The 26785-nt window shown below is 71.7% G+C and carries 25 protein-coding genes; 16 read left to right on the top strand and 9 right to left on the bottom strand.

What is annotated here, in order from left to right:
• Nucleotides 1-155: 155 nt before the first annotated feature.
• The 3 genes from ABD374_RS05135 to ABD374_RS05125 form a co-directional block, all read right to left on the bottom strand.
• Nucleotides 156-1613, bottom strand: a complete 1458-nt coding sequence (locus ABD374_RS05135) for a catalase (RefSeq protein WP_344491321.1) — start codon at nucleotides 1611-1613, stop codon at nucleotides 156-158.
• 195 nt (nucleotides 1614-1808) lie between these two features.
• The gene (locus ABD374_RS05130; protein ID WP_344491318.1) at nucleotides 1809-2705 is read right to left on the bottom strand and encodes a 2-hydroxy-3-oxopropionate reductase; all 897 of its coding nucleotides are present in this window, start codon (nucleotides 2703-2705) and stop codon (nucleotides 1809-1811) included.
• Nucleotides 2706-2754: 49 nt separating this feature from the next.
• On the bottom strand, nucleotides 2755-3576 hold the full coding sequence (locus ABD374_RS05125) for a TIM barrel protein (RefSeq protein WP_344491315.1): 822 nt from the start codon (nucleotides 3574-3576) through the stop codon (nucleotides 2755-2757).
• Nucleotides 3577-3755: 179 nt separating this feature from the next.
• Between ABD374_RS05125 and ABD374_RS05120 the strand changes: the two genes are divergently transcribed.
• The 9 genes from ABD374_RS05120 (at nucleotide 3756) to ABD374_RS05080 (ending at nucleotide 12363) form a co-directional block, all read left to right on the top strand.
• Complete coding sequence (locus ABD374_RS05120) at nucleotides 3756-4007, top strand: hypothetical protein (RefSeq protein ID WP_344491425.1); 252 nt, start codon at nucleotides 3756-3758, stop codon at nucleotides 4005-4007.
• 62 nt (nucleotides 4008-4069) lie between these two features.
• Nucleotides 4070-4390, top strand: coding sequence for a helix-turn-helix domain-containing protein (locus tag ABD374_RS05115; RefSeq protein WP_344491422.1), 321 nt, complete (start codon nucleotides 4070-4072; stop codon nucleotides 4388-4390).
• Between the two features lie 169 nt (nucleotides 4391-4559).
• Nucleotides 4560-5081: a 2-oxo-4-hydroxy-4-carboxy-5-ureidoimidazoline decarboxylase gene (gene uraD, locus ABD374_RS05110; RefSeq protein WP_344491312.1), complete on the top strand. Its 522-nt coding sequence runs from the start codon at nucleotides 4560-4562 to the stop codon at nucleotides 5079-5081.
• Nucleotides 5081-5485, top strand: coding sequence for a hydroxyisourate hydrolase (uraH, locus tag ABD374_RS05105; RefSeq protein WP_344491308.1), 405 nt, complete (start codon nucleotides 5081-5083; stop codon nucleotides 5483-5485). Before uraD ends, uraH begins: the two co-directional genes overlap by 1 nt.
• A 7-nt stretch (nucleotides 5486-5492) precedes the next feature.
• The gene (gene pucL, locus ABD374_RS05100; protein ID WP_344491305.1) at nucleotides 5493-6416 is read left to right on the top strand and encodes a factor-independent urate hydroxylase; all 924 of its coding nucleotides are present in this window, start codon (nucleotides 5493-5495) and stop codon (nucleotides 6414-6416) included.
• A gap of 68 nt (nucleotides 6417-6484) precedes the next feature.
• Entirely contained in the window at nucleotides 6485-7888 is a 1404-nt protein-coding gene (locus ABD374_RS05095) for a nucleobase:cation symporter-2 family protein (protein WP_344491302.1), read from the top strand.
• A gap of 42 nt (nucleotides 7889-7930) precedes the next feature.
• The gene (locus ABD374_RS05090) at nucleotides 7931-9319 is read left to right on the top strand and encodes an 8-oxoguanine deaminase (RefSeq protein WP_344491299.1); all 1389 of its coding nucleotides are present in this window, start codon (nucleotides 7931-7933) and stop codon (nucleotides 9317-9319) included.
• Nucleotides 9320-9618: 299 nt separating this feature from the next.
• Entirely contained in the window at nucleotides 9619-11058 is a 1440-nt protein-coding gene (locus ABD374_RS05085; protein WP_344491296.1) for a nucleobase:cation symporter-2 family protein, read from the top strand.
• Between the two features lie 618 nt (nucleotides 11059-11676).
• A complete protein-coding gene (locus ABD374_RS05080; RefSeq protein WP_344491293.1) occupies nucleotides 11677-12363 on the top strand; it encodes an alpha/beta fold hydrolase in 687 nt (228 codons plus the stop codon).
• Nucleotides 12364-12445: 82 nt separating this feature from the next.
• Here ABD374_RS05080 and ABD374_RS05075 read toward each other — a convergent pair whose 3' ends face one another.
• Nucleotides 12446-13153 (bottom strand): hypothetical protein, encoded by a 708-nt coding sequence (locus tag ABD374_RS05075; RefSeq protein ID WP_344491290.1) that lies wholly within the window; start codon nucleotides 13151-13153, stop codon nucleotides 12446-12448.
• Nucleotides 13154-13289: 136 nt separating this feature from the next.
• Here ABD374_RS05075 and ABD374_RS05070 point away from each other — a divergent pair, with 136 nt between their 5' ends.
• Entirely contained in the window at nucleotides 13290-14273 is a 984-nt protein-coding gene (locus ABD374_RS05070; protein ID WP_344491287.1) for a fibronectin type III domain-containing protein, read from the top strand.
• A 97-nt stretch (nucleotides 14274-14370) separates the two neighbouring features.
• Here the strand turns inward: ABD374_RS05070 and aceB are convergent, their stop codons facing one another.
• Both aceB and ABD374_RS05060 read right to left on the bottom strand, forming a co-directional pair.
• On the bottom strand, nucleotides 14371-15990 hold the full coding sequence (gene aceB, locus ABD374_RS05065; protein WP_344491284.1) for a malate synthase A: 1620 nt from the start codon (nucleotides 15988-15990) through the stop codon (nucleotides 14371-14373).
• 216 nt (nucleotides 15991-16206) lie between these two features.
• A complete protein-coding gene (locus tag ABD374_RS05060) occupies nucleotides 16207-16818 on the bottom strand; it encodes a nucleotidyltransferase family protein (protein WP_344491281.1) in 612 nt (203 codons plus the stop codon).
• Between the two features lie 94 nt (nucleotides 16819-16912).
• On the opposite strand from ABD374_RS05060, the gene ABD374_RS05055 reads away from it, so the two are divergent.
• Nucleotides 16913-18709 carry a serine/threonine-protein kinase gene (locus ABD374_RS05055; RefSeq protein ID WP_344491278.1) on the top strand — a complete coding sequence of 599 codons (1797 nt, stop codon included), beginning with the start codon at nucleotides 16913-16915 and terminating at the stop codon, nucleotides 18707-18709.
• 135 nt (nucleotides 18710-18844) lie between these two features.
• Nucleotides 18845-19150 (top strand): DUF5955 family protein, encoded by a 306-nt coding sequence (locus ABD374_RS05050; protein WP_344491275.1) that lies wholly within the window; start codon nucleotides 18845-18847, stop codon nucleotides 19148-19150.
• A 171-nt stretch (nucleotides 19151-19321) separates the two neighbouring features.
• Here ABD374_RS05050 and ABD374_RS05045 read toward each other — a convergent pair whose 3' ends face one another.
• Nucleotides 19322-19975, bottom strand: a complete 654-nt coding sequence (locus ABD374_RS05045) for a response regulator (protein WP_344491272.1) — start codon at nucleotides 19973-19975, stop codon at nucleotides 19322-19324.
• Nucleotides 19972-21171, bottom strand: coding sequence for a sensor histidine kinase (locus tag ABD374_RS05040; RefSeq protein ID WP_344491269.1), 1200 nt, complete (start codon nucleotides 21169-21171; stop codon nucleotides 19972-19974). The genes ABD374_RS05045 and ABD374_RS05040 overlap by 4 nt, the downstream gene beginning before the upstream one ends.
• Nucleotides 21172-21282: 111 nt before the next feature.
• Between ABD374_RS05040 and ABD374_RS05035 the strand changes: the two genes are divergently transcribed.
• Together ABD374_RS05035 and ABD374_RS05030 are read left to right on the top strand one after the other, a co-directional pair.
• Nucleotides 21283-22365: an ABC transporter permease gene (locus ABD374_RS05035; RefSeq protein ID WP_344491266.1), complete on the top strand. Its 1083-nt coding sequence runs from the start codon at nucleotides 21283-21285 to the stop codon at nucleotides 22363-22365.
• Nucleotides 22362-23042, top strand: coding sequence for an ABC transporter ATP-binding protein (locus tag ABD374_RS05030; protein ID WP_344491263.1), 681 nt, complete (start codon nucleotides 22362-22364; stop codon nucleotides 23040-23042). Before ABD374_RS05035 ends, ABD374_RS05030 begins: the two co-directional genes overlap by 4 nt.
• Nucleotides 23043-23111: 69 nt before the next feature.
• Here the strand turns inward: ABD374_RS05030 and ABD374_RS05025 are convergent, their stop codons facing one another.
• Nucleotides 23112-23912, bottom strand: a complete 801-nt coding sequence (locus tag ABD374_RS05025) for an IclR family transcriptional regulator (protein WP_093798333.1) — start codon at nucleotides 23910-23912, stop codon at nucleotides 23112-23114.
• Between the two features lie 415 nt (nucleotides 23913-24327).
• Here ABD374_RS05025 and allB point away from each other — a divergent pair, with 415 nt between their 5' ends.
• Complete coding sequence (gene allB / locus ABD374_RS05020; protein ID WP_344491256.1) at nucleotides 24328-25665, top strand: allantoinase AllB; 1338 nt, start codon at nucleotides 24328-24330, stop codon at nucleotides 25663-25665.
• 1 nt (nucleotide 25666) lies between these two features.
• The gene (alc, locus tag ABD374_RS05015; protein WP_344491253.1) at nucleotides 25667-26779 is read left to right on the top strand and encodes an allantoicase; all 1113 of its coding nucleotides are present in this window, start codon (nucleotides 25667-25669) and stop codon (nucleotides 26777-26779) included.
• Nucleotides 26780-26785: the final 6 nt, after the last annotated feature.

Raw genomic sequence — 26785 nt, 5'->3', positions numbered from 1 at the left:
AGGAGGACACTCCGTGAGCCTTGACCACCGCACTGGCTCGCTCGCCGCCGCGGCACCCGTTCCGTCCGTCACACCGGCCACCCCTCATGCGGGCCGGTGGTACGGACTGCGCGGCGGGCCGGACCTCCCGTCAGACCCTCCGCGCGGTCTCGGTGTTACTCGTCGCGCAGTGCGCGGACCGCTTCCTCCACGCGCTTGCCGTACTCCGCGTCCGCGGCGTGGAAGTGCGCGAGGTTCTTCTCGATCACGTCGTCGCGGCTGACCTGCGAGAGGCCGCCGGCGATGTTCGCGATCAGGCGGGACTTCTCCTCGTCCGACATCAGACGGTAGAGCTCACCGGCCTGGAAGAAGTCGTCGTCCTTGACGTGCTGGGCGTTGGCGTGCGTGCCCGTCCAGCCGGCCACCGCGAGCGGGGCGGAGAGCGCCTGGTTCGTCTGGGCCGGACCGGCGTAGGAGTTCGGCTCGTAGTTCTTGTCGTGGCGCAGGCCCTGGCGCGTCGCCATGACGCCGTCCCGGCCGTAGTTGTCGGCCTTGGTCGCCTTCGGGGCGTTGACCGGCAGCTGGGTGTGGTTGACGCCGAGGCGGTAGCGGTGGGCGTCCGCGTAGGCGAACAGCCGGCCCTGGAGCATCTTGTCGGGCGAGGGGCCGATGCCCGGAACGAAGTTGTTCGGGGAGAACGCGGCCTGCTCGACCTCGGCGAAGACGTTGTCCGGGTTCCGGTCGAGGACCAGACGGCCGACCCGCTGGAGCGGGTAGTCGGCGTGGGGCCAGACCTTCGTCACGTCGAACGGGTTGAAGCGGTAGTCGGCCGCCTCCGCCGCCGGCATGATCTGGACGTACAGCGTCCAGGACGGGTTGACGCCCCGCTCGATGGCCTGGAGCAGGTCCGTCTGGTGCGAGTTGGGGTCCTGGCCGGCGAGTTCGGCGGCCTGCTCGGACGACAGGCAGCGGATGCCCTGGTTCGTCTTGAAGTGGTACTTGACGAAGAAGGCCCCGCCCTCGGCGTTCGTCCACTGGTAGGTGTGCGAGCCGAAGCCGTTCATGTGGCGGTACGAGGCGGGGATGCCGCGGTCGCCCATCAGCCAGGTGATCTGGTGGGTGGACTGCGGGGAGTGCGCCCAGAAGTCCCAGACGTTGTCCGGCTCCTGCTTGCCCGTGAAGGGGTCGCGCTTCTGGGAGTGGATGAAGTCGGGGAACTTCACCGGGTCGTTGAGGAAGAAGACCGGGGTGTTGTTGCCGACCAGGTCGTAGTTGCCCTCTTCGGTGTAGAACTTCACCGCGAAGCCGCGCGGGTCGCGGACCGCGTCCGCGCCACCGAGGTTGTCGGCGACGGTGGAGAAGCGGACGAACGTCTCGGTCCGCTTGCCCACCTCGCCGAGGAAGTCGGCGCGGGTGAAGCCGGTGACGTCGTCCGTCACCTCGAAGTAGCCGTACGCACCCGAACCGCGGGCGTGCACGACGCGCTCCGGGATGCGCTCACGGTTGAACCGGGCCAGCTTCTCCAGCAGGTGCTGGTCCTGGAGGAGGAGCGGGCCACCGACACCGGCGGCGGCGGAATTCTGGTTGTCGGCGACCGGGGCGCCTGACTCGGTCGTGAGCACACGCTTCGACATGGGGACCTTCCTGCGGGATCTGCTGGCGGCGTGAGGAGCGTAAGTACGCACCGATCGCGACGTCAACAGTTTGTTGAAGTTGAAGTTGAGGAGGACGGTCGGCCGGAGGCCGGCGCGAGGAGGGATCCGGGCGGCGGCAGCGCCTGGGCGCGACAGGACAGGTGTCAGCGCTGCCGCAGCCCGGAGTTCAGGGGGTCAGCTCTGGACGGGCTGACCGGAGAGGCGCTCGACCGAGCGCAGCAGGGCGGAGTGGTCCAGGCCGCCGTCGCCCTGGGCGCGCAGCGAGGCGACCAGCTGGGCGACGACCGCGCCGACGGGGAGCGCCGCACCGACATTGCGGGCGGCGTCGGTGACGATGCCCATGTCCTTGTGGTGCAGGTCGATCCGGAAGCCGGGGGCGAAGTCCCGGTTGAGGAAGTTGGCCTTCTTGCGGGTCAGCACGGTCGAGCCGGCCAGTCCGCCGTTGAGGACGTCGAGGGCCGCTTCGAGGTCGACACCGGACTTCTCCAGGAAGACCACGGCCTCGGCGCACGCCTGGATGTTGACCGCGACGATCAGCTGGTTGGCGGCCTTCACCGTCTGGCCGGAGCCGTGCGGACCGCACAGGACGATGGTCTTGCCGAGCGCATCGAGCACCGGCTTGGCCGCGTCGAAGTCCTCCTGCGAACCGCCGACCATGATCGACAGTACGGCCTCGATCGCGCCGGCCTCGCCGCCGGAGACCGGGGCGTCCAGGACGCGCAGGCCCTTCTCGGCGCCGGCCTTGCCCAGGTCGACGGAGGTCTGCGGGGTGATCGAGGACATGTCGATCAGGAGGGCGCCCTTCCTGGCGTTCTCCAGGATGCCGTCCTCGCCGTACGCGATCGCCTCGACCTGCGGGGAGGCGGGCACCATCGTGATGATGACGTCGGCGTCCTTGACGGCCTCGGCGATCGAGGACGCGCCCTTGCCGCCGGCGGCGACGAGGCGGTCGATCTTGGACTGCTCAAGGGTGTAGCCGGTGACGTCGTAACCCGCCTTCAGCAGGTTCTCGGACATGGGGGAGCCCATGATGCCGAGTCCGATGAAGCCGATCTTGGGGAGAGTGCTCATGAGGGGTGCCTCTTTCAACACACGCGTTTCAGCGCACGCGTAAAAATGGTCAGTTGGAGAGCCAGCCGAAGGCTTCGGCGCTCGGGCGGTCGCCGGGCTTGTACTCCAGGCCCACCCAGCCGTCGTAACCGGCGTTCTTGAGCAGGTCGAGCAGCTCTTCCAGCGGCAGGTCGCCCGTGCCCGGCGCGCCGCGGCCCGGGTTGTCGGCGATCTGCACGTGGCCGGTCCTGCCGGCGTACTCCGCGATCACGTCGGGGAGGTTCTCGCCGTTCATCGACAGGTGGTAGATGTCCAGGAGGAACTTGGCGTTGCCGAGTCCGGTGGCCTCGTTGACCTTGTCGACGACCGCGATGCCGGCCGGTGCGCTCACCAGCGGGTAGAGCGGCGACTCCGGCTTGTTGAGGGTCTCGATCAGGAGGATCGCGCCCACCCGGTCGGCGGCGCGGGCGGCCACCACCAGGTTCTCCAGGGCGAGCTCGTCCTGGACGTCCGGGTCGACGCCTTCCACGCGGTTGCCGTAGAGCGCGTTGAGGGCCTTGCAGCCCACCGAGGCGGCGAAGTCCGCCGCGACGTCGATGTTGGCGCGGAAGCGGTCCGACTCCTCGCCGGGCACGGAGAGCGCGCCGCGGTCCGGGCCGGGCAGCTGCCCGGCGTAGAAGTTCAGGCCGACCAGCTGGGTGCCGGCCTCGTCGAGCGCCTTCTTGAGGGCGTCGAGCTCGGCCTGGTCGGGGGTGGGGGTCTCGATCCAGGGCCACCACAGCTCGACCGCCTTGAAGCCCGCCGCGGCGGCTGCCGCGGGGCGCTCCAGGAGCGGGAGTTCCGTGAAGAGGATCGAGAGGTTCACATCGAAGCGCTGGTCCGTGTAGCCCATGAGGGTTTCGGCGCTCCTTCCGTATTGCGGAAGTTATTTTCTGCCTGATGGAATGTTGCATGGTGGTGCGGAGACCTGTCAAGAGGGGGTGTCCAGGCCGGGGGGCGCGCGCTCCGGTGGCGGCGGTCCTCGTGACCGGCTGACGGGCCCCGGACCCCCGCCAGTACCGTGGGGGCATGGTGCGATTGAGAGTGGAGTTCACGACCGAGCCCTTCGACCTCGACGAGGCGCCGGCGCACGCGCTGGCGGCCCGCGAGGTCATCCAGGGGGCCGAGCTGGACGCCGTGGACGTCGGCCCGTTCGGGAACACCGCCGAGGGGGGCGCGGACGCGGTGCTGACCGCGGTGGACGCGCTGCTGCGCGAGTCGCTGGCCGCGGGGGCCACCCGGGTCTCGTTGCAGGTCAACGTGATCGGGGAGGGCGGGAAGTGACGGATCTCGGCGCGCCGGACGACCACCCCCTGGTCACCGCGGTCAAGCCCCTGGTCGACGCCATGGGCGGCGAGATGATGGCGCCGGAGCGGGCGGCGGCCGACGACGTGGTGCTGGCCTGGGAGGGCCGGGACGTCGTCGCCGTGCGGCTCCCGCAGCTCTCGGACTCGCTCGACCGCATCCTGGCCGCGCTGGAGCGCCGGCACGGCATGCCGCTGGCCGAGCTCGACCGCAAGGAGAAGCAGTCGGTCGTACGGGTCCTGGAGGCGCGCGGCGCCTTCTCCGTGCGGCACGGCGTGGAAACGGTGGCGAGCGCCCTGGGGGTCAGCCGCTTCACCGTCTACAACTACTTGAACAGGGAGAACGGCTCAAAGGGTGAGTAACGGGCTGTCCAGTAAGTGGGCATATTTGATCGATCATTTCCAGGGGCCGCCGTCCGCACACCAGGACGGCGGCTTTTGCGTTCGCAAGATTTCAACAAAGTGTTGACGCGCTGTTCTTGAAGGCGTTAGCTATGCCCAGCCCGTCCAGCACAAGGCCACGGAGGCTCCCGTGACTTCAGGTTCGACGCCGGGCCTCGCCCGGTTCAACACCTCGGCGGACAGCGAGGCCCTGGCCGCGCTCCACGAGGTGTGCGCCAGCTCGGCGTGGGGGAGCAAGCTGCTCGCCCAGCGCCCGTACGCCACCGCGGAAGCCCTCTTCCTCGCCAGTGACGCCGCCACGGCCGAACTGACCACCGAAGATCTGGCCGAAGCGATGGCGGGCCACCCGCCGATCGGCCGGCCCAAGCCCGGAGACCCGACCTCCTCCCGCGAGCAGCGGGGGATGGCCGGAGCGTCCGAGGAGCTCAAGGCCGAGATGCTCGAACTGAACCTGGCCTACCAGGAGAAGTTCGGACATGTCTTTCTGATCTGCGCCACCGGTGCGACCGGTGAGCAGATGCGTGACGCGATGCGGAACCGGATCGGCAACACCGCCGAGGCGGAGCGTGAGATCGTGCGCACCGAACTCGGGAAGATCAACCGAATCCGGCTGACCCGTCTCGTAGAACAGCACGAAGAGGACGAAGACTGATGAGCACCGCGACCACTGCTTCGGTGTCCACGCACATCCTGGACACCAGCATCGGACGCCCCGCCGAGGGCGTCGCCGTCTCGCTCACCGCCCGCAGCGGCAGTGACGCCGAGTGGGTGGCGCTCGGCGGATCCGCGACCGACGCGGACGGGCGCTGCAAGGACCTGCCGGCCCTGCCGGAAGGCACGACCCACGTCCGCCTCGACTTCGAGACCGAGGCGTACTTCTCCACCAAGCCCAGTTCCAAGAAGCAAGCCGAGGCACAGCAGGACGCCCCCCGCGTAAGGGACAGCGGCGCGTTCTTCCCGGAGGTGGCGATCACGTTCGCCGTCGTACCGGGCGAACATTTCCACGTACCGCTGCTGCTCAACCCGTTCGGCTACTCCGTATACCGAGGGAGCTAGCACCGACATGCCCACGATTCTCGGCCAGAACCAGTACGGCAAAGCAGAGAACCGCGTCGTCAGGATCACGCGGGACGGCGACACCCACCACATCAAGGACCTGAACGTCTCCGTCGCCCTCTCCGGCGACATGGACGACGTCCACTACTCCGGCTCCAACGCGAACGTCCTGCCCACGGACACCACCAAGAACACGGTGTACGCGTTCGCCAAGGAGTACGGCATAGAGTCCGCCGAGCAGTTCGGCATCCACCTCGCCCGTCACTTCGTGACGTCGCAGGAGCCGATCCAGCGCGCCCGGATCCGGATCGAGGAGTACTCCTGGGACCGCATCGCGACCTCGGACAACAACTCGAAGTTCATCGGGTCGGACGAGGTCAACCACTCCTTCGTCCGCAAGGGCCAGGAGCTGCGCACCACGCAGATCACCTTCGACGGTGAGAAGTGGGAGATCATCTCCGGCCTCAAGGACCTCACGGTCATGAACTCCACCAACTCGGAGTTCTGGGGCTACGTCAAGGACAAGTACACGACGCTCAAGGAGGCGTACGACCGCATCCTGTGCACCGACGTCTCCGCCGCCTGGCGCTACAACTGGACCAGCGACGACGACCGGATGCCCAACTGGGAGAAGTCGTACGAGCAGGCCAAGAAGCACATCCTCCAGGCCTTCGCCGAGACGTACTCCCTCTCGCTCCAGCAGACCCTCTACCAGATGGGTTCGCGGGTCATCAACAGCCGGAGCGAGATCGACGAGATCCGCTTCTCGCTGCCGAACAACCACCACTTCCTGGTCGACCTCGAGCCCTTCGGGCTGAAGAACGACAACGAGGTCTACTTCGCCGCCGACCGTCCCTACGGCCTCATCGAGGCCACCATCCTGCGGGACGGCGTCGAGCCGAAGATCCCGGTCGACATGACCAACCTCTGACGCGGGACCGGTACGCCCCCGCCCGCCCGCAGTAGGGCGGGGGCGCCCCGGACCGGAGGGAACATCCCATGGCACAGCCTGCAACGGAGCCGGCAGAAGCAGCAGAAGGCCCGTGTTCCGCCCCACTGGCAGGACCGACGGTCCACCCGGTGGACGAAAAGCTCTCCACTTCGCGGCTCGTCCCCGCCGCGCTCCAGCACATCGCCGCCATGTACGCGGGCGTGGTCACCCCTCCGCTCATCATCGGCCAGGCCGTCGGCCTGGACGCCGTGGGAATGACCCGGCTGATCGCCGCGAGCCTGCTCATCGCCGGTCTCGCCACCATCCTGCAGACCATCGGCATCGGCGGCTTCGCCGGCAACCGGCTGCCCTTCGTGAACGCCGCGTCCTCGGCCGGCATCGCCCCGATGCTCGCCATCGCGGAGACCACCGCCCCCGGGCACCAGCTCCCCGCGATCTACGGCGCGGTGATGGTCGCCGGAGTCTTCTGCCTCACCGTCGGCCCCTTCTTCGGCCGGCTGCTCCGCTTCTTCCCGCCCCTGGTCACCGGCGTCGTCATCACCCTCATCGGCGTCACGCTGATGCCCGTGCCCGTCACCTGGGCGCAGGGCGGCGACAAGACCGCCGCCGACTTCGGCGCCATGAAGTACCTCGCGCTCGCCGCCTTCACGCTCATGGTCATCCTGCTGATCCAGCGCTTCGGAAAGGGCTTCGTCAAGCAGGTCGCACTCCTCCTGGGCATGCTGGTGGGCACCCTCGCCGCGATTCCGTTCGGTATGGCCGACTTCAGCGCGCTGAAGTCCGCGCCGGTCGCGGCCCTGCCCACGCCCTTCGCCTTCGGCGCCCCCGAGTTCCAGCCCGCCGCGATCCTCTCGCTGTGCATCGTGATGCTGGTGCTGATGACCGAATCGTCGGCCGGCATGCTCGCCCTCGGCGAGATCTGCGAACGCAGGACCAACGGCAGGACCATCACCCGCGGTCTGCGCACCGACGGCATCGCCACGCTCGTCGGCCCGGTCTTCGGGGGCTTCCCGACCAGCGCCTTCGCCCAGAACGTCGGAGTCGTCACCCTCACCAGGGTGCGCAGCCGGTACGTCGTCGCCGTCGCCGGCGGGGCACTCCTGGTCCTCGGCGCCTTCCCGGTGCTCGGCGCGGTCGTCTCCACCGTCCCGATGCCGGTACTCGGCGGCGCGGGCATCGTCCTCTTCGGCTCGATCGCGGTCAGCGGCATCCGTACCCTCTCCGAGGCCGGACTCGACGACAGCTCCAACATCATCCTTGTGGCGGTCTCGCTCGGCGCGGGCATCATCCCGCTCGCCGCACCCACCTTCTACGTGGATTTCCCCGCCTGGGCACAGACCGTGCTCGGCTCCGGAATCAGCGCCGGAGCCCTGGTCGCGGTCCTGCTCAACCTCTTCTTTCACCATCTCGGCACCCGGAGCCACGCGGCTGCGGCACTCAAATCCTCCTAGGGTCCTGCCGTGCCCACAACACCGAGCGAAGAAGGACGCACCATGGCAGCATCATCGGCAGCCGCGCGCACCATCATCGAGAACTGTGCCATCGCCACCGTCGACGCCAACGACACCGAGTACGCCTCCGGCTACGTCGTCGTCGCCGGCAACCGCATCGAGTCGGTCGGCGCCGGCCGGGCCCCCGAGGGTCTGGAGAACGTGGTACGCCGCATCGACGGCACCGGGCACCTGGTCACGCCCGGTCTGGTCAACACGCACCACCACTTCTACCAGTGGCTGACCCGCGGCCTGGCCACCGACCACAACCTCTTCAACTGGCTCGTGGCGCTGTACCCGACCTGGGCGCGCATCGACGAGCCCATGGCGAGGGCCGGCGCGCAGGGCTCGCTGGCGATGATGGCCCGCGGCGGCGTCACCACCGCGATGGACCACCACTACGTCTTCCCCAAGGGCTCGGGCGACCTGTCCGGTGCCATCATCGGGGCCGCCTCCGAGATGGGCGTGCGCTTCACCCTCGCCCGCGGGTCCATGGACCGCAGCGAGAAGGACGGCGGCCTGCCGCCGGACTTCGCCGTCGAGACCCTCGAGGGCGCGCTGGCCGCGACCGAGGAGACCGTCAAGAAGCACCACGACGCCTCCTTCGACGCGATGACGCAGGTGGCCGTGGCTCCCTGCTCGCCGTTCTCGGTCTCCACCGAGCTGATGAAGCAGGGCGCCGAGCTGGCCCGCCGCCTGGGCGTGCGGCTGCACACGCACGGCAGCGAGACGGTCGAGGAGGAGCGGTTCTGCAAGGAACTGTTCGGCATGGGCCCGACCGACTACTTCGAGTCGACCGGCTGGCTCGGCAGCGACGTGTGGATGGCCCACTGCGTCCACATGAACGACTCCGACATCGCCGCCTTCGCCCGTACGGGCACGGGTGTGGCCCACTGCCCGTCCTCCAACGCCCGCCTCGCGGCCGGCATCGCCCGCGTCCCCGACATGCTGAAGGCCGGCGTCCCGGTCGGCCTCGGCGTCGACGGCACGGCGTCCAACGAGTCGGGCGAGCTGCACACCGAGCTGCGCAACGCCCTGCTGATCAACCGCCTCGGCGCGCACCGCGAGGCGGCGCTCAACGCCCGCCAGGCGCTGCGTCTGGGCACGTACGGCGGAGCCCAGGTGCTCGGCCGCGGCGACCAGATCGGTTCGCTGGAGGCCGGCAAGCTCGCCGACCTGGTGATGTGGAAGATCGACGGACTCGGCCACTCCACCATCGCCGACCCGGTCACCGCGATCGTCTTCGGCGCCGCGGCCCCGGTCACCCTGTCGCTCGTCGACGGCAAGCCCGTCGTCGAGGACAACCACCTGACCACGGTGGACGAGGACGCCATCGCCCGCACCACGCGGGACGAGTCCCAGCGGCTCGCGCGGATCGTCGCGCAGGGCTGAGAGTCCCCCCGGAAGTCCGGCTGAGGGGGACGGCCCTCAGCCGCCGGCCGCGGACCCGAGCGGGGTCCACGGCAGCTGTGCCCGGGGGCGCGCGCCCAAGCGTCCGCGCCCCCGGGGACGGTGACGAAAGCGCCACCGCGACCGTCTCCTCCCGCACCCCCTCCAAGGCCCCACAGCTCCACAGCCCCACACCCCCCATGCGTCATGCACGTCTGCACCACCTGCTTCAACGCTCCGCTCCGCACCACCTCCCTGACATCCACGTCCCCGCCGACGTGTAACCGACCGGAGGAACCGCCGTGGCCGCCAAGCCCAGGTTTCGTAAAGACGCAGTCGCCGAATCCGACCCCCAGTCCGGATCCTTGTCCGGCCCCGACCCGATCCACCCGGTCGACGAGAAGCTCCCGCCCGTCAAGATGTTCACCAGCGGCCTCCAGCACGTGGCCGCGATGTACGCCGGTGTGGTGGCCCCGCCCATGATCGTCGGCCCCGCGGTGGGCCTCGACGTCAAGGAGACGGCCTTCCTCATGGGGGCCAGCCTCTTCACCGCGGGCATCGCCACCCTCCTCCAGACCCTCGGGTTCTGGAAGATCGGCGCGAAGCTCCCCTTCGTCAACGGCGTGTCCTTCGCCGGCGTGACCCCCATGGTCGCCATCGGCAAGGACCGGGGCCACGACGGCATCGCCGTCATCTTCGGCGCGATCATCGTGGCCGGCATCCTCGGCTTCGTACTCGCCCCGTACTTCTGCAAGTTGCTGCGCTTCTTCCCGCCCGTGGTCACCGGCACCGTCATCACCCTGATCGGTGTCTCGCTGCTGCCCGTCGCCTTCAACTGGTCGCAGGGCGGCAACTCCCAGGCCGACGACTACGGTTCGATGACCAACATCGGCATGGCCGCCCTGACCTTCGTGATCGTCCTGGCCCTGCGCAAACTCCTGCGCGGCTTCCTCCAGCAGATCGCGATCCTGCTCGGTCTCGTCGTCGGCACCCTCATCGCCATACCGGTGGGCATCACCGACTTCAGCGCCATCAAGAGCGCCGGCCTCGTCGGCTTCCCGACCCCGTTCTACTTCGGCGGCCCGCAGTTCGAGATCGCCGCCATCATCTCCATGTGCATCGTGATGCTGGTGTGCATGACCGAGTCGACCGCCGACATGCTCGCCCTCGGCAAGATCGTCGGCCGCCCGGCCGACGAGAAGACCGTCGAGGGCGGCCTGCGCGCCGACACCCTGGGCAGCGCGATCAGCCCGCTGTTCAACGGCTTCATGTGCAGCGCCTTCGCACAGAACATCGGCCTGGTCGCCATGACGAAGGTCCGCAGCCGCTTCGTCGTCGCCGCCGGCGGCGGCATCCTGATCCTGCTCGGCCTGTGCCCGGTCCTGGCCTCCGTGATCGCGCTCGTACCGCTGCCGGTACTCGGCGGCGCGGGCATCGTCCTCTTCGGTACGGTCGCGGCCAGCGGCATCCAGACCCTCGCCACGGCCGCGCTGGAGAAGGGCGAGAACGCCCTGATCGTCGCCGCCGCCCTCGGCATCGGCCTGATCCCGATCGCGGCGCCGACGTTCTACCACGCCTTCCCCGAGGACCTGCTGGTGGTGCTCGACTCGGGCATCAGCACCGGGTGCGTGGTGGCCATCCTCCTCAACCTGGCCTTCAACCACTTCGGCAGGAAGGGCGCCGAGGACGAGAGCGTCACCCAGCCGGAGATCCCGGACCAGATCCCGGCGGCCGCCCACTGATCACCGCCCCCTGATCACCGGCCACCGGCCACTGATACGACGGCGTGCGGCGCGTACGGCACTTCCCGGTGCCGTACGCGCCGCACGCCGTCGCCCCGGTCGGCGAGACCGCTGCCCCGGCAGCCGTGCAGGCCGCATGCGGTGGCCCACGGCGGGCCGGGCGGCTCCGTCGAAGCACGCGCAGGCCTGCCCGCGCGGGGAGCGCGCCACCCCGGTCAGGACGCCCAGTCCGTACTCCCCGCAGGGGGTACGGGGGGTACGGGGGCCGCCGGGGTCACCGGAGACACGGTCAGCCACCCGTCGGCGGCCACTTCGGCGGCCAGGTACGCGGGCGGCGATCCGTGGTCCGCCGCGGGAAGTCCGGTGGCCGGCAGCCGGTCGACGACGAAGGTCTGCGGCCCGCCGCACTCGGGCCACTGCCGGCGTCACCGCACCGAGCAGCACGGACCCGCCGTACGGCTGGCACGCCGCCGCGACCGTGGGGGCGCGGCGAACAGGTGCTGCTGCGGGCCGTCGCCGGCGAACAGCGCGCTGCTCACGCTCGTGTGGGCCGGCCCGCCCGCCTGCAGGGAGCGGCCGCGGTCGGCGCCCCCCGTCCCGGCCTGTAGCGTCGGGGGCATGGGTGAGCACTCTGTAGTGGATGTCGGCGACGTACGCCTGGCCTATCGGACCTGGGGCGATGCGTACGGAGCGCCGGTCGTGCTGCTGCACGGACTGGGCGCTTCGGCGGCGAGCTGGGAAGAGGCCGGGCAGGCGCTCGGCGAGGAATGGCGGGTCTACGCGATCGACCTGCGCGGGCACGGCGAGAGCGACTGGCCCGACGAGTACGCGGTCGAGCTGATGCGGGACGACGTACTGGGTTTCCTCGACGAGCTGGAGCTGGACCGGGTCGGCCTGGTCGGCCACGGCATGGGCGGTGTCGTCGCCCACCTGCTGGCCCAGGAGCACGCGGACCGGGTGGAGCGGCTCGTCCTGGAGGAGACCCCGCCGCCGTTCCCCGGCGGTGCGACGGTGCGGGACGCGCGACCCGACGAGCCGCTGGACTACGACTGGCCCGTCGTGCCGGCCGTCACGCGCCAGCTCGCCGACCCCGACCCGGACTGGCTCGACGGCCTCGGCGAGATCGTCGCGCCGACCCTGATCATCACGGGCGGTCCCGACAGCTCCGTGCCCCAGGACCGGATGCCGGACATGGCCGCGCTCATCCCCGACTGCCGGCTGATCACGATCCCGGCCGGTCGCAGCATCCACGAGGAACAGCCCCGCCCGTTCGCCCAGGAGGTCACCGAATTCCTGACCAGCTGACCCCCGGGCGTCTTCGCCGTCCGCCGTCCGCCGGCCGGCGGACGGGACGACCGGGCGGAACGGTCCGGCGAAACGATTCTGCCTACCGGTGGTACCAGTCCGTACTGTCGCTGGCGGCGATCGAGACGTACGTCTGGTGGATCGCCACCAGGGAGGCCACGAGCCTGGGGTCCCAGTGGTCCTGGAGGACGCGGTAGTCGCCCGCCAGCCCCCGGTAGGACATCACCGCCCGGCCCGCGCCGTCCCGCCAGACGATGCGGCGCGGGGTGGCGACCGGGTCCTGCCCCATGCCGGTGAAGGCGGCGACGACCAGTACGAGGTTGAGGGGCAGCAGTACCGTCCACCACAGCGCCCACCACATCAGGCGGCCGGCCGAGCCGCGCACCGGGGGCGCGCCCTCCTGCTCCACGGTCCAGTGCGACCGGCCGATCCGGAAGATCCGCCCCCGCCGCAGGCAGATGCGGCCGATCGGCGCGCCGTCCGGGGCCAGCACCCGGTAGGCGAAGCGCGGGCCGCCGAACCCGAAGCCCGTGCCGCGTTCCGTCGTCACCGAGGCGAGGGCCTCGCTGCCCCGGTCGTCGCCGAACAGGAGGATCTCCCGGGCGCCCGGGAGGTACGCGTTCGGCCCGCCGGAGGTGTTGCGCAGCAGGTACGCCACGGGGCGCGGCCCCTGCGGCGTACCGTCCTCGGCGACGACCATGACCGGGGTGCCGGGTTCGACGCCGAGCGAGGTGTCGCGGCCGCGCGCAGTCTGGCTGCGGGGGTCGGACATTCTGTACGTGATCGCCATGCGGCGGCCCCCTGTTCCATGATCCGGTCCGTTCCGGGGCGTCAGCCTAGTGGCGGACCGCGCGCGCACTCTTGCCGGGCGGCGCCCTCCGTGGCATACAGGTCTGGACCATTGCTCTCGAACGAAGGGTCCGACCGTGCGACGCCCCACCGTATGCGCCGTGTTGGCCTGCTCTGCCCTGCTCCTGCTGTCGGCGACCGCCTGTACCGCGACCGGACCGGGCCGGGACACCGAGAGCCCCTCCAGGCCGGACGGCGTGACGGCCCGCGCGGGCAGCGCGACGTCGGTCCACGTGATGTGGGAGCGGTCGACGGACGACAGGGCGGTCACCGGTTACGAGGTGTACGAGAAGGGCGCCAAGGTCAAGACCGTGCCGGGCGCGCGCCGCATGACCGACATCGACCGCCTGACCCCCTCGACCGCCTACACCTTCACCGTCCGCGCCCGCGACGCCGCCGGCAACCTGTCGGCCCCCGGCAGGGCCGTCCCCGTCACGACCCCGGCCCCCACGCCGGACGACCGGAAGGCGCCGTCCGCGCCCGCGAGGCTGCGCGGCCGGGCCGAGGGGACCGGCGCGGTGCGCCTGTCCTGGGGGCGGGCCGCCGACGACACGGCCGTCATCTCGTACGACATCTACCAGGAGGACTCCCGCGTCCACAGCGTGCGGGGGACCGCCACCACGGCCCGGGTCACCGGTCTGCGGCCCGGCACCGTCTACACCTTCACCGTCCGGGCGCGGGACGCCGCCGAGAACTCGTCGGGGGACAGCAACGCCCTCGACCTGACGACCGCTCCGGGGCGCGGGGACGGCCCGTCCACCGCGCCCACCGCCCTGAAGGCGACGGCCACCCGCACGAAGGCGGGCGTACGCGCCGTCGACCTCAGCTGGACACCGCCGCGTACGGGGGGCGGCGGCGAGGTGCGCGAGCACCAGCTGTTCCTCAACGGCAGGCTCGCCACGACGATCGTCTGGGGCGCGGTCCCGCCGAAGGGCACGGCGACGTACCGCTTCACGGTCGGCGAGCCGCCCGGCACCCGCTACAGCATCAAGCTCCGCGCGAAGCTCCCGGACGGCAAGTGGGGCGACTTCTCGGCGCAGCGGACGGTGGTGACGCGCTGACCGGCGCCACCGGGGAGCGGCACGGCTCCGCCCCCGGTGCTGTGCGGTACCGGGGGCGGAGAGCGGTGTGCGTGGAGAGCGGGAGGCGCGGGGAGGGTCAGCCGCGCAGCTGCTCGTACGCGGGCAGCGTGAGGAAGTCCGCGTAGTCCTCGTCGAGCGAGACCGTCAGCAGCAGGTCGTGCGCCTGCTGCCACCGGCCGGCCGCGAACGCCTCCTCGCCGGTCTCGGCGCGGATCGCGGCGAGCTCCTCGGCGGCGATCTCGCGGGCCAGCTCCGGGGTGGCCTTCCGGCCGTTCTCGAAGACGACACCCGCGTTGATCCACTGCCAGATCTGCGAGCGGGAGATCTCGGCCGTCGCCGCGTCCTCCATCAGGTTGAAGATCGCGACGGCGCCCAGACCGCGCAGCCACGCCTCGATGTAGCGGATGCCGACCTGAACGGCGTTGCGCAGGCCCTCGTACGTGGGGGCCGCGTCCAGCGAGTCGATGGCGATCAGGTCGCCGGGCGCCACCGAGACGTCCTCGCGCAGCTTCTCCTTCTGGTGGGGCCTGTCGCCCAGGACCGCGTCGAAGGACGCCATGGCGATCGGCACCAGGTCCGGGTGGGCGACCCACGAGCCGTCGAAGCCGTCGGCGGCCTCGCGGTCCTTGTCGGCCTTGACCTTCTCGAAGGCGACCTTGTTGACCTCGGCGTCCTTGCGGGACGGGATGAAGGCCGCCATGCCGCCGATCGCGTGCGCGCCGCGCTTGTGGCACGTGCGGACGAGCAGCTCGGTGTACGCCCGCATGAACGGGGCCGTCATCGTCACGGCGTTGCGGTCCGGGAGGACGAACTTCGCCCCGCCGTCACGGAAGTTCTTGACGATGGAGAAGAGGTAGTCCCAGCGGCCCGCGTTGAGCCCGGCCGCGTGGTCGCGCAGCTCGTAGAGGATCTCCTCCATCTCGTACGCCGCCGTGATCGTCTCGATCAGGACGGTCGCGCGGACGGTGCCCTGCGGGATCCCGACGTAGTCCTGCGCGAAGACGAAGATCTCGTTCCACAGGCGGGCCTCGAGGTGCGACTCGGTCTTCGGCAGGTAGAAGTACGGGCCCTTGCCGAGCTCGATGAGCTTCTTGGCGTTGTGGAAGAAGTACAGGCCGAAGTCGACGAGGGCGCCCGGCACCGGACGGCCGTCGAAGCGCAGGTGGCGCTCGTCGAGGTGCCAGCCGCGGGGCCGCATCACGACGGTCGCCAGCTCCTCGTCCGCCTTCAGGGCGTACGACTTGCCGGACTTGGGGTCGGTGAAGTCGATCCGGCGCGCGTACGCGTCGATCAGGTTGCGCTGGCCGAGGACGACGTTCTCCCACGTGGGGGCGGACGCGTCCTCGAAGTCGGCGAGCCAGACCTTCGCGCCCGAGTTCAGGGCGTTGATGGTCATCTTGCGGTCGGTCGGACCGGTGATCTCCACGCGGCGGTCGTTGAGCGCGGCCGGGGCCGGCGCGACCTTCCAGTCGCCCTCACGGACCTGTGCGGTGTCCGGGAGGAAGTCCAGCGTGGAGGTGCGGGCGATCTCGGCACGGCGCTCGGCGCGGCGGGCGAGGAGCTCGTCACGGCGCGGCGTGAACAGCCGGTGCAGCTCGGCCACGAAGGCGAGGGCCGCGTCGGTCAGGACCTCGTCCTGCCTCGGCAGGGGCTCGGCATCGACGATGGCCAGCGGGGACGGCGCTGGTGCGGACATGAGCTGTCACTCCTTAGGCGGGCGACGCCTGACGGCCGCCGGGTCGCCTGCGAACGGCACAGAGTGCCATGGCTCCGGGATACGGTCGCGGGCGCCGTCGGTGGTACAGGGCGCTTCTGACGTGTGGATAGTAGTTTCCTCATGGTGGAAGTTCAACGGTCTGTTGACGTCGAGATTCTCCGAGTCGACAGAAACTGTCTCTGGGTGCCACCCCGGTCACTCCAAGTGGATCAAGTCCTCCACGGTGTCGATGTCGTACGCCGCGGCCACATCCCCGCACTCGACGAGCGCGACGGCGTCCTCGTGCTGCTTCAGATAGGCGCGTGCCCCCCGGTCGCCCACCGCAGTCGTCCGGATGTCCGCCCACCGCTCGGCGCCGAAGAGCACCGGATGCCCGCGCCTGCCGCCGTACGCCGCCGCCACCAGGCTCGAAGGGGAGCGGTACGCCGCCACCACCCGGCCCACCGCCGCCGCGCCGATCCCCGGCTGGTCGACCAGGGAGACGAGCGCGGCCGAAGCCCCCGTACCGGCCAGGGACGCCAGACCGGCCCGCAGCGACGAGCCCATCCCCTCGTCCCAGCGGGGGTTGTCGACCAGTACGCACCCGCTCAGGTCGGCGCGGGCCCGCACCTCCTCGGCCGCCGCGCCCAGCACCACGTGCACCGGACCGCAGCCGCCCTCGCGCAGCACCTGTACCGCGTGCTCGACCAGCGGCCGCCCCCGGTGCTCCAGCAGCGCCTTCGGCCGTCCGCCGAGCCGCCGCCCGCCGCCCGCGGCCAGCAGCAGCCCCGCGATCCCCGGAGCCCCGTCATCCCGTGTATGTGCCATGGGTTCTGCATACCTCATCGGGGTGGGCACCGGCGGCTCCTCCTTGGATAGTGTTCCGTTCCGTATCGGCGTTCAGCGTGGGAGACATGAGTTGATGAGTGGTCAGCAGCTGGACCGGGGCAGTGCCTCCCAGGTGTTCCAGCCTCTCGCGGGAGACGATCCGACGACCATCGCCGGGTACCGGCTGGCCGCCAAGCTCGGCGCGGGCGGCATGGGCAAGGTGTACCTCTCGTACACGCCCGGCGGACGGCCCGTCGCCATCAAGGTGATCCGCCCCGAATTCGGCGAGGACGCCGAGTTCCGCCGCCGGTTCGCCCAGGAAGTGCAGTCCGCGCAGCGCGTGCAGGGCCTGTTCACCGCGCCCGTCATCGACGCCGACACCGACGGCGCGCAGCCCTGGCTGGCCACCGCCTACGTGCCGGGCCCCTCGCTCGCCGACGCGGTCGTCGCGCACGGGGCGCTGCCCGTCGAGGCGGTGCTGCTGCTGATCGCCGGCATGGCGGAGGCCCTGCACGTCATCCACGGCGCGGGCATCGTGCACCGCGACCTCAAGCCGTCCAACGTGCTGCTCGCCGCCGACGGCCCCCGCGTCATCGACTTCGGCATCGCGTACGCCGCCGACGCCACCTCGCTCACCGGGTCCGGAGTCACCATCGGCACCCCGTCGTTCATGGCCCCGGAGCAGGCCGCCGGGAAGAAGGTGACCCCGGCCACCGACATCTTCGCGCTCGGGCAGGTCGCGGCGTACGCGGCGACGGGGACCCCGGCCTTCGGCGAGGGCACCTCGCACGGGGTGCTCTACCGGATCGTCCACGAGGAGCCCGACCTCACCGGCGTCCCGGAGCGGCTGCGGGAACTGGTCACCCGCTGCCTGGCCAAGGACCCCGGGGCCAGGCCGTCGATCGCCGAGATCATCGGGATCTGCCAGTCCGCCAACGCGGAGACGGTGCTGCGCCGCCCCGAGGACTGGCTGCCGAGCCCGGTCGCCGCCGACATCACGGTACGCGCGGCCGCCCCCGCCCCGGTCCAGACCCCGCCGCCCCCGGCCGCCGCCCCGCCCGCGGCCTATTCGCCCACCACGCCCGTCTCCCAGGCCACCCCGCCCCCGGGCTTCGGCCCGGCCTCGCCGCACCGGACCCCGCCGCCCCCTCCGTACAGCACACCGGCTCCGGCCCACCCCCACGCCTACGCCCCGGCCCGGACGCCGACGCCGGCCCCGACGTATCCCGGCCACCCCGGCCACCCCGCGCCGCAGAAGCCTCCGGCCCGACGGGGCCCGCTCGTCGCTCTCGCCGCCGCGCTGGTCTTCGGGATCGCGGGTGGCGGCACGGCGTACGTCCTGCTCAAGGACGACGGGAAGCAGGTGCAGGGCAACGGCTCGTCCCAGGGCGAGCAGACGAGCGACGGGAACGAGAACGCCGGCCCGAAGGAGGCCGACCCGAAGGAGACCGGCCGGACGGAGGCCGACCCGAAGCCGGAGCCCAAGCCCGACCCCGACCCGGCCGACTACAAGGGCATCAACCTCACCGCCGGCTACCACCTGACGCTCGGGGAGGACGACGTCCGGCCGCAGAAGGGCGAGGACGGGACGTACGAACTCTCCTACGACACGGGCGGGTACCTCGACGCGGAGAGCGAGGGCGGAACCCTGGTGCTGCTCGATCCCGGGCAGGAGGGGTCGCTCGCCGCCTGCCGCGCGGACACCCGGTTCACCGGGACGATCTACGTGGACAAGCTCTCGAAGGGACGGCAGGTGTGTGTCACCACCGGCACGGGACACATGGGCCTGGTCACGGTCCAGGGGTTCTCGGCCGAGGATTCGCCCAGTGACTACATGACCCTGGACCTGACCGTCTGGCGCAACGCCGTCGCCTCCTCACCGGAAAGCTGAGGCCGGCCGCCAAGTGGCGGACAGCCCTCCGATTGTCGTTAACTGACCCCCGGCTCTTGGGTACGCCGTCCGACCAGCGGCGTACGGGCTGAACCGCTGGCAAGACCTGCACATCACTGTGCGAGGGGGAGAACTGTGCTGAGAAGTGTGGAACACCGGCGTGCGACCGGCAACGGCGCGGACCCGCGAGTGACGGAGCTGCGTGCCGCCGTCTCGCGGCTCCGCCGCGAACTCGCCGCCCACCCCGCCGAACTGCCCGACCGGGGAGTCGCGGAGGACGAACTGGCGTCACTGCACGCCATGGCGCTCGGCGGCGCACCCGAGGTCATGCGGCTGCGGCGTTCGCTGCTGCTGGTCGCGGCGTCGGTCGGGTCGGTCGGCGTACTGGCCGGGGCGATGGCGCAGGTGCGTGACGCGGTCGAGCTCTTCGGGCGCGACTGACGGTACGAAACGGTACGAAGGCGCGGGGGGCGGAGGGGCGGACCGGGTTCCCGGTCCGCCCCTCCGCCCCTTCACGGCTTCACGCCGGCGTCCCCTCCACGACGTCGGCGGCGCGCACCGTGCCGCCCCGCGCCCGCGCGTCGGCCGTGCCGATGCGCCGCCGGCCCCGTGTCACCGCCGGATCAGCCGGCGGGCCGTCGCCGCCGCCACCGCGGACGTCCGCGAGTCCACGCCCAACTTGGCGTAGATGTGCACCAGATGGGACTTGACGGTCGCCTGGCTCAGGAAGAGCTCCTTGCTGATCTGCAGGTTGGACAGGCCGTCCCCGACCAGCTGGAGCACCTCCAGTTCGCGCCGCGTCAGCGCCTGCGCGGGGGTCCGCATCCGGTCCATCAGCCGGTGCGCCACGGCCGGTGCCAGTGCCGACTGCCCGGCCGCCGCCGTACGGACCGCGCCCGACAGCTCCTGGGGCGGGGCGTCCTTGAGCAGATAGCCGCTCGCGCCCGCCTCCACCGCCGCCAGGATGTCGGCGTCCGTGTCGTACGTCGTCAGGACGAGGACCCGGGGCGCGCCGGGCCGCGCCGTGATCGCGGCGGTGGCCTCGCAGCCGTGCATCCTGCCCGGCCCGAACTGGAGGTCCATCAGTACGACGTCGATCTCCTCGGCCGCGGCGAGCTCCACCGCCCGCTCCGCGGTCGCCGCCTCCGCGACGACCACGAAGTCCTCCTCGGTGTCGAGTACGGCCCGCAGGCCCGCCCGTACGACGGGGTGGTCGTCGGCGAGCAGCAGCCGCACGGGGGCGCCGGGAACCTCGGAGGTGGTCATGCGGTGTCCCCGGCGGGCAGGGGGAGGGTGATCGCGACGGCCGTGCCCTGTCCCGGCGCCGACTCGACGCTCAGCGTGCCGCCGAGCGAGCGGGCCCGTGAGCGCATCGCGGGCAGGCCGAAACCGCCGCCCGTCCGCGCGCGGGGCGCCGTGGGGTCGAAGCCGGAGCCGTCGTCCACGACGTCCAGCGCCACCGAGGTGTCCATGAAGCTGAGCGTGACCCCGGCGCGGGCCGCGCCCGCGTGCCGGACCGTGTTGGCGAGCGCGGACTGGGCGACGCGGAGCAGCGCCACCTCGTACGGAGTGGGCAGCTCCACGGGCGTACCGCTCACGCCGAACCGCACGGCGGGCCCCACGGTCGCCGCGCACAGCCGCTCCAGGGCGGCGGTCAGCGAGCCGTGCTCCAGGCCGGGCGGGGTCAGTGCCCGTACGAAACGGCGCGCCTCGGCGAGATTGTCCTGCGCCGCCTCCCGCGCCCGCCGGACGTGGACGGCGGCCGGATCGCCGTCGGGCAGTGTGCGTTCGGCGGCGCGCAGCAGCAGCTGGATGCTGGACAGGCCCTGGGCGAGCGTGTCGTGGATCTCGCGGGCCAGCCGCTCGCGCTCGGCCAGGGTGCCGGCCGTCCGCTCGGCGGCGGCGAGCTCCTCGCGGGTCGCGATCAGCTCCTCGATGAGCTCGCGGCGCCGCTCGCTCTCCCGGTGCAGCGCCTGGTGGCCGAGGACCGTCGCCACGGCCACGGCGGCGCCGAGCAGCGGCCCGATGAAGGTGCCCGGCGTCACCGCCTGCCCGTGCAGGACGAAACCGGCGATGGCGGTGGCGGCCGTCGCGGCGACGGCGGCCAGGCCCCAGCGCGCCGGCAGCAGGCGCAGCTGGAGGAAGTAGAGGGGGAACGCCGTCCACAGGCCGTCGGGGGACAGGGCCAGCAGTATCAGCCAGGCGACGCCCAGTGCGCCGAGCCATGCGGCGGCGGCCCGGGGCGAGCGGTCGACGGCGGGGCTCAGGGCCCCGAGGGCGTAGACGACGGCCGTCGTGACGGCCGCGACGACCACCGCGGTCGCGTGCGGGGCGTCGCCGGCGACGGCCTTCACGGCGGCGAGCGCGAGGAGCCCCGCGAGCAGTGCGTGCAGGCACAGGCGCAGCGCGCGCAGCACGGGAGCGGGAGGAGTGGAGGAGGAGGGGGAGGAGCGGGGATCCATGGCTTTTCCAGCGTAGGGCTCGGGCGCCGCCGCCTCGTCCATCAAAAGATTGATGTCGTGGCGAACCGTGGCGCGATGTTTTCGCCCGTCCCCGCGACCAGGCTGGGAACCATGTTCGTTGCATGGAGAGACCTCCGGTTCGCCAAGGGCCGGTTCGCGCTCATGGGCACGGTCGTGGTGCTGATCACGCTGCTCGTGGGGCTGCTGTCCGGCCTCACCGCCGGGCTGGCCCGGGACAACACCTCGGCCATCACCTCGCTGCCGGCCGACCGGCTGGCCTTCGGCCGGCCGCCCGAGGGGCAGGAGGTGTCGTTCACCAGTTCCTTGGTGACGCGGACGGCCTGGCAGAGGTGGGCCCGGCAGCCCGGCGTCACCGGTGCGCAGCCGCTGGGCATCCGTACGGCCAACGCGAGCGCGGGCGACAGGACGGCCGCGGTGTCGGCGTTCGGCGTCGAGCCGGACTCGGGGCTCGCCCCGGCGAAGGGCCTGGGGACCGGCCGGGCCGTGCTGTCCGCCCCGGCGGCCGAGGACCTGGCCGCCGGGCCCGGCGACACGGTGCGGATCGCCGGCGTGGAGGTGACCGTCGCCGCGGTCGGGGGCGAGGCCTCGTACAGCCACACGCCCGTGATGTGGATCGCGCTCGACGACTGGCAGCGGCTCGGCCACAGCGGCGCCCCCGGCCGGCGGCAGGCCACGGTCGTCGTCCTGACCACCGGCGGGGGCGCGGACCTCGAGGCGGGCGACAGGGCCGCGGGCACCGTGACCCGCACCCTCGACGGATCCCTGAGCGCCCTTGCCTCCTACCGGGCGGAGAACGGGTCGCTCCAGCTGATGCGCGGCTTCCTCTTCGTCATCTCGGCGCTCGTCGTCGGTGCCTTCTTCACGGTCTGGACGATCCAACGCAGCGGCGACATCGCGGTCCTCAAGGCGCTCGGCGCCTCCACGCCCTGCCTGCTGCGCGACGCGCTCGGCCAGGCCGTCCTGCTGCTCTGCGCCGGTACGGCCCTGGGCACCGCACTCGCCACCCTGATCGGCGGCGCCGTCGCCGGCGGCGAGGTCCCGTTCGTACTCGAACCGGCGACGCTGCTCGTCCCCGCCGCCGTCATAGCGGCCCTCGGCGTGGCCGGCGCCGCCCTCTCCGTCCGGCGCATCACCGCCGTGGATCCCCTCGTAGCCCTCGGGAGCGCCCGATGACCCTCTCCCTCACGGAGGTGACCCTCACCTACCCCGACGGCGACTCCCGCCTGACCGCGCTCGACGACGTCGGCCTCGACGTCGCCGCGGGCTCGCTCACGGCCGTCGTCGGCCCGTCGGGCTCCGGCAAGTCCAGCCTGCTCGCGGTCGCCGCGACGCTGGTCTCCCCGGACCGCGGAAGGGTGATCGTCGACGGTACGGACACGGGCCCCCTGAGCCGGGCAGAGAAGGCGGAGCTGCGGCGCACGCGCATCGGCATCGTCTTCCAGCAGCCGAACCTGCTGCCGTCCCTCACCTCGGCCGAACAGCTCCAGGTGATGGCCCACCTGTCGGGACGCCCGCCGCGCCGGGCCCGTGACCGGGCCCGGGAGCTGCTGGACGCGGTGGGCCTCACGGACCGGGCCGACCGCCGCCCGCACCAGCTGTCCGGCGGTCAGCGCCAGCGGGTGAACATCGCCCGCGCCCTGATGAACGCACCGGCGGTCCTGCTGGTCGACGAGCCGACCAGCGCGCTCGACCACGAGCGGGGCGCGGCCGTACTCGACCTGCTGGTCGCGCTGACGCGCGAGCGCGGTACGGCGACGGTGCTGGTCACGCACGACCGCGCGCACCTGGAGCGGATGGACGCGGTGGTGGCGATGGCGGACGGCCGCGTCCGGGCCCGGCCCCCGGCCTGATCTGCGGGGCCCGGCCCGGGGCAGGCCCGCGGGCCCGGCCCGTGGTCCGGCTCGCGGCCTCGGGCGGGGTCAGCCCTGGGCGCCGTTGCTGGCGAGCGCGGCCGAGAGGTCCTCGGCGACTTCCTGGAGCACCGGGACGATCTTCTCGGTCGCCGCCTCCGTCACCCGGCCCGCCGGACCCGAGATGGAGATGGCCGCGGCGGTGGGGGAGTTGGGGACCGGTACCGCCAGGCAGCGGACGCCGATCTCCTGCTCGCCGTCGTCCACGGCGTAACCGGCCCGGCGGACCTGCTCCAGGGCCTCCAGGAAGCCGTCCGGGGTGGTGATCGTCTTCTCGGTGGCGGTCGGCATGCCCGTGCGGGCGAGCAGCGCGCGCACCTCCTCCGGCGGGGTGTGCGCGAGGAGGGCCTTGCCGACGCCCGTGGAGTGCGGGAGCACCCGGCGGCCCACCTCGGTGAACATCCGCATCGAGTGCTTGGAGGGCACCTGGGCGACGTACACGATCTCGTCGCCGTCGAGCAGCGCCATGTTCGCGGTCTCGCCGGTCTCCTCGACCAGGCGCGCGAGGTAGGGGCGGGCCCAGGTGCCGAGCAACCGGGACGCGCTCTCGCCGAGACGGATCAGGCGCGGGCCCAGCGAGTAGCGGCGGTTCGTCTGCTGACGTACGTAACCGCAGGCGACGAGCGTGCGCATCAGGCGGTGGATGGTGGGCAGCGGAAGGCCGCTGCTGGCGGAGAGCTCGCTGAGTCCGACCTCGCCGCCCGCGTCGGCCATCCGCTCCAGCAGGTCGAAGGCGCGCTCAAGGGACTGGACACCACCGGTGGGCGCAGCGGGCTTGGAAGCGTCGGTGGTGGCGTTGGACGACGGCACGTCAACGGTCCTTTCGAGGCGGATGGGCAAGGCAGCAGCCTACCCGTCGCCTGCCCGGAGCACACGGTCCTCGTCAAGACGTCCTCGCCGGTCAGAGGGTGTTTGTCCCTGTGTCTGCCGTCACCTCGAAGGATCTCTTGACGCTCCGCCTGTGGATAGCTACGTTCTGCCACGCGAAATTCCACTTCCACTTTGTGGAAACCTCTGAGCGTGGGGGGTGACGTGCGCGGAGTCGTCGGGAGCCCCGGCGCGGGACGGCCCGCGGCATGATCCCCGCGCAGGTCACAGAGGTCTCAGGGGGTGAGGGGGTCTTGACGGACCCGACCCCGAAGTGAAGACTCCTTCAACAGTTCGTTGAAATGTCACGGCGTTGAATGTCTCGGGACTGAATTTCTCTACGGAAGTGAGGGGCAGGGTGTCCGACGTGGACCTGGTACTGCGCTCGACGCGCGTCATCACCCCCGAGGGGACGCGCGCCGCATCGGTGGCCGTCGCCGACGGGAAGATCGCGGCTGTGCTGCCGCACGACGCCGAGGTGCCGGCCGGGGCCCGGCTGGAGGACTTCGGGGACGACGTCCTGCTCCCCGGCCTCGTCGACACCCACGTCCATGTCAACGACCCGGGCCGCACCGAGTGGGAGGGATTCTGGACCGCCACCCGCGCGGCGGCGGCCGGCGGCATCACCACGCTCCTCGACATGCCGCTCAACTCCCTCCCGCCCACCACCACGGTCGAGAACCTGCGCACCAAGCAGGACGTCGCCCGCAGCAAGGCACACATCGACGTCGGCTTCTGGGGCGGAGCGATCCCCTCCAACGTGAAGGACCTGCGGCCGCTGTACGACGCCGGAGTCTTCGGCTTCAAGTGCTTCCTCTCGCCCTCGGGCGTGGAGGAGTTCCCGGAGCTCGACCAGGAGCAGCTCGCCCGGTCGATGGCCGAGATCACCGGCTTCGGCGGCCAGCTGATCGTCCACGCCGAGGACCCGCACCACCTGGAGACCGCCCCGCAGAAGAGCGGTCCGGCGTACGCCGACTTCCTCGCCTCCCGGCCGCGCGACGCCGAGAACACCGCGATCGAGGGCCTGATCGCGCACGCCAAGCGCCTCGGCGCCCGCGTCCACGTACTGCACCTGTCGTCCTCGGACGCGCTGCCGCTCATCGCCGCCGCCAAGCGTGACGGCGTACGCGTCACCGTCGAGTCCTGCCCGCACTTCCTCACCCTCACGGCCGAGGAGGTCCCGGACGGGGCCACCGAGTTCAAGTGCTGCCCGCCGATCCGCGAGGCCGAGAACCAGGACGCGCTGTGGGCGGGGCTCGCGGACGGCACGATCGACTGCATCGTCTCCGACCACTCGCCCTGCACCACCGACCTCAAGACCCCCGACTTCGCCTCCGCGTGGGGCGGGATCTCCTCCCTCCAGCTGGGCCTCCCGGCGATCTGGACCGAGGCCCGGCGCCGCGGCCGTTCGCTGGAGGACGTCGTCCGCTGGATGTCCGCCGCGCCGGCCGAGCTCGCGGGGCTGTCGCAGAAGGGCGCCGTCGAGGCCGGCCGCGACGCCGACTTCGCGGTCCTCGCCCCCGACGAGACCTTCACCGTCGACCCGGCCGAACTCCACCACCGCAACCAGGTGACGGCGTACGCGGGCAAGACCCTGCACGGCGTCGTCAGGTCGACGTGGCTGCGCGGCGTGCGCATCGCCGACAACGGCACCCTCGCCGAGCCGACCGGCCGGCTGCTCGAAAGGAACAACTGACGTGTCGACCCCGTCCTTCACCGGTGACGCCAGCCCGTACGGCGGCGGCGACCCGTACGCCGACTACCGCACCGCCGACTTCCCCTTCACCCACTTCGCGGACCTCGCCGACCGGCGGCTCGGCGCGGGCGTGATCGCGGCCAACGACGAGTTCTTCGCCGAGCGCGAGAACATGCTGCGGCCCGGGGCGGCGGAGTTCGACCCCGAGCACTTCGGCCACAAGGGCAAGATCATGGACGGCTGGGAGACCCGCCGCCGCCGTGGCGTCAGCGCCCAGCAGCCCCACCCGACCGACGAGGACCACGACTGGGCCCTCGTACGGCTGGGAGCGCCCGGCGTCGTACGCGGGATCGTCATCGACACCGCCCACTTCCGCGGCAACTACCCGCAGGCGGTCTCGGTCGAGGCGGCGTCGGTGCCGGGCTCGCCCTCGCCCGAGGACCTCCTCTCCGGCGACGTGGAGTGGACGACGCTCGTCCCCCGTACGGCGGTCGGCGGCCACGCGGCCAACGGCTTCGCCGTCGACGTCGAGCAGCGCTTCACGCACCTGCGGGTCAACCAGCACCCCGACGGCGGCATCGCCCGCCTGCGCGTGTACGGCGAGGTCGCGCCCGACCCGGCCTGGCTCGCCACCCTCGGTACGTTCGACCTCGTCGCCCTGGAGAACGGCGGCCGGGTCGAGGACGCCTCCGACCGCTTCTACTCCCCGGCCACCAACACCATCCAGCCGGGCCGCTCGCACAAGATGGACGACGGCTGGGAGACGCGCCGCCGCCGCGACAAGGGCAACGACTGGATCCACTACCACCTGGTGGAGCAGGCCGAGATCCGCGCCGTCGAGATCGACACGGCGTACCTCAAGGGCAACTCGGCCGGCTGGGCGGCGCTTTCGGCGCGCGACGGCGCCGACGGCGAATGGACCGAGCTCCTGCCCCGGACCCGGCTCCAGCCCGACACGAATCACCGCTTCGTGCTGGGCGCGGTCCCGGCGGCCACCGAGATCCGGATGGACATCTTCCCGGACGGCGGCATCTCGCGCCTGCGCCTCTTCGGCTCCCTGACGCAGGCGGGGGCGTCGCGCCTGGCGGCCCGCCATCAGGAGCTGGGCGGCTGACGCCAC

The organism is Streptomyces enissocaesilis, from assembly GCF_039533765.1.
Taxonomy (GTDB): domain Bacteria; phylum Actinomycetota; class Actinomycetes; order Streptomycetales; family Streptomycetaceae; genus Streptomyces; species Streptomyces enissocaesilis.
This window is presented reverse-complemented; position numbering and strand designations above follow the sequence as displayed.